The 3,224-nt window shown below is 45.0% G+C and carries 1 protein-coding gene and 1 pseudogene; one reads left to right on the forward strand and one right to left on the reverse strand.

The features are described from left to right. Positions 1-765: 765 nt before the first annotated feature. Complete coding sequence (locus QZZ22_RS13665) at positions 766-2,139, forward strand: monomethylamine:corrinoid methyltransferase (protein WP_292465909.1); 1,374 nt, start codon at positions 766-768, stop codon at positions 2,137-2,139. A 150-nt stretch (positions 2,140-2,289) separates the two neighbouring features. On the opposite strand, the pseudogene QZZ22_RS13670 reads toward QZZ22_RS13665, so the two are convergent. After that, a pseudogene (locus QZZ22_RS13670) lies at positions 2,290-3,224 on the reverse strand (monomethylamine:corrinoid methyltransferase); the annotation flags it as partial.

A 3,224-nucleotide genomic window follows, 5' to 3' on the forward strand; every position in this document is an offset into this window, starting at 1 on the left:
TGTCCACAGGCTGCCCTTTAAGGGCACGCGCCAATCGTTCTTTGGGGGTATATTCAACCATGTTTTGACTCCTGTTAGTAAAATCGTTATTGTACATGGGGAAATGCAGGTTCCTGCCTTATATATTTTATGGTAACCATATGGAAAAGCTTAAATATAACCTCCTTACAAGTGAAAACCACAAGCGATAAATACCATAATATGAGGATTAGTATCCTTTGACGGAATAACAGAAAAAATAGTGATTAGTATAGTTAGTAGATATCGTTATTTCGGTAAAAATAAAGAAGAAACAACCTATAAAAAAGAGTATAGCACATATACAAATAGGATATTCTTACAATAATTATTCATAAGTTCATAGATTTTATTATGATAGCAAATTATATATATCAGAGATGACCCATCATATCCTTGTAGAAAAATATTTGAGAGATTATTTCTGTTGCCAAATAAGTACTCAACCATTACCAACAATAGTTTTAGAATCGGACGTTATTTACAAGAGATTTGTGCACAGGAAAACGTGCATTTGCTTACATATATCTAGTTTGTTATCGGGCCAGAAACGTCACATCCCATCTTTAAGAAAAACAATGGCTGCAAACAAAATTCATTCAACACTCACACTCACTATCATGAATGGATGAAGAAAACTATATATAACCTCGCTCGAAACATTAATTAAAAAAGGTGGAAAAAGAAAAGACAAAGAAGGATTTACATAAAGTAGATCCTGTGCTTTTTTCATTATCAGGTGTCAAAATGCAAAACATGTATAAGTACCTCAAAAGTGCAATTGAGGGAGTTAACAGGACAGAAAAACAGCATGATCTTCTGGTTTTCAAAAAATCAGAAGAGCTTGCTTTGAAATATGATATAAAATATGACGGGAAAAGTTTCGTACCTGATGACCTTGAACTTGCAGATGCGACTTTTGAAGCAGGTATAGAACTTTTGCATTCCGTAGGAGTATACTGCAAAAGCACAGGAAAGGTAATCCAGATAGATGAAGAGGATATACTGAAATCCCTTAATGTAACAAACCCTCTGGAGATTGGCCGACTGAAAGAAAAAGTGACCGTACCCCACAGGTATCCGATGGCATCCATTCCTCCTGTGATTATCGGCGGACCAATGGGAGGAAGCATCTCCGAAGAGAATTTCCTTTACATAAACCTGAGCGCAGTACTTGAAAATGTAGTCCAGGGTATTTATAGTGGTGCAATGAAACAGTTCTGCGGGGAATATATCAGGCCAAAGAGCCCCCTGGAGCTGCTTGCAGTCCTGAAAGCCGCAAGGAACGAAAGGCTTGCCACAAAGATTGGTGGACGTGAAGGGCTGGCACTGATGGGACCCAGCACACCCACACTACCGACATCATACCTGCTGGTATCCTCTGACGAGCTCTATTCCTGTACCGATCCCCAGGAGGTCTATATGGATGACCTGAAGACCGACTACGAGACCCTGTCAAAATGCATTTTCCACCAGGAGCACGGCAACCACTATATTTCCGGCCAGGTACCGGTCTTTGGAGGACCCTGTATTGGCTCGGCTGAAGGGCTGGCAATAATAGATGTAGCCGAAACCCTGCAGTCAAAAGTGCTTGCACACTCCAGCATTCATGGCTCCGGAGCTGTGCATTCAGAGACAGGCTCATCTTCTGCAAAAGAGATACTCTGGGCTTCCAACCTTGCCTCGCTTGCTATATCCCGTAACATGAATTATTATACTGCAAGATACTACTGGAACGCAGCCGGTATCTGCACCGAGATGATGTTCTATGAGACCGCTGCCCAGGCCATCGGAGATACCGTCTGCGGCAGGGATATTCTCATGGGACCTACAGGAGCACGGGGAGGAGTACCTGACCACTCATCGGGCCTGGAATCCAGGTTCATGGGCGAGATAGCCCAGATGGCAACGCATCTGTCACTCTCAGAAGCCAACCGCCTGGTAGCCAAAATATACTCACGGTACGAGGATAAACTGAACAACCCACCTGCCGGGAAAACCTTTGACAAATGTTACAGGATAAGATCCGAGTACGACCTCGAACCTACTGAGGAATACACATCCATTTACAGAAAAGTATCTTATGAAATAATGGGACATTTCCCGGAAAGAATGGCTTGAAATAATATCAATCCTTTAAGAGCTACTCTCTATAGGACTAATTTCTTTTTAAAGAAGAATATATTCACTTAAAAATGAGGGTAGCCAGCGTGGATTAAGCGCTGGCTGTTAGGGAAGTGATAAACTTGTTTATCACAGCGAATTCTGGTCTTAGAATACCAGTCCAAGGTTCTCGAGCTTCTTGCGTGCGCCCTCGTAGACCGTGACGTATTCTTCAGTTGGTGTTATGGTCTTGACATCATAACATTCCTGGAAGGTCTTACCCTGAGGTGCGGTTGCATAGTTCTTCTCGTACATCTTGACGAGATTGTCGATTATCCTGTTGACCTCTTCTATTTCCATGCCTGCGGTTGCCTTGGCTGCCTGTCCCATCATCCTGGCTTCCATACCTGTGGTCTTGTCCTGGACAACACCCTTGGCTGCTGCGACACCTGAGAGGATCTCACGGCCGGATGCAGTGTCAGTGATGGCCTGTGCTGAAGCTTCCAGCAGGCACATCTCGGTACATGGGCCTGCACATGGATAGTACTGGTTGCCTGAGAGGATGTCAGTGAACTCTGAGATGGTTGCACATGTCCAGCCTGCGATCATCAGGGTTTCCCTGGTGTTGGTCGATCCCCAGCGGATGTGCACCGGACCGTCAAGGTGCCAGGTTGCATTGCTCATCACAAAGGCATTGAGGTGGGTCGCGATATCAACGATAGCAGTCTCTTCTATACCGCCGGCATAGCCACCGAAGATGGGCATCTGCTCATCCATGATGATGTTACTGTTACCCTGATAGTGTGCCATCACACTTATTGCATCGAGGTCGATCTTGAGCTCATTGAGCTGTGAGACCTCGTGGCTGTCACTGCAAATCATGCCACCGGCACAGTCAGCAGAGATATTTCCCTGAGCGGACAGGGAAGTCTCTGGTCCCTATATGCCCATGCCAGGTCTGCCAGCCATTGCTGCTGCAGTTTTGATAAGCCTTGTCTCGGTCTTGGCTGCAAGGATCTCGTAGGGGCTCTTGGGTATTGTTGGCTTCCCGCGTACTGTCATCATGACACCGTTGACAATGGTGTCTACTTCCTTCTCAAGTG

The organism is Methanolobus sp., from assembly GCF_016278365.1.
Classification (GTDB): domain Archaea; phylum Halobacteriota; class Methanosarcinia; order Methanosarcinales; family Methanosarcinaceae; genus Methanolobus.

What these genes read in the sequence shown, in the direction of transcription:
- QZZ22_RS13665 (WP_292465909.1), top strand. Translation starts at nt 766, where the DNA reads ATGCAAAACATGTATAAGTACCTCAAAAGTGCAATTGAGGGAGTTAAC.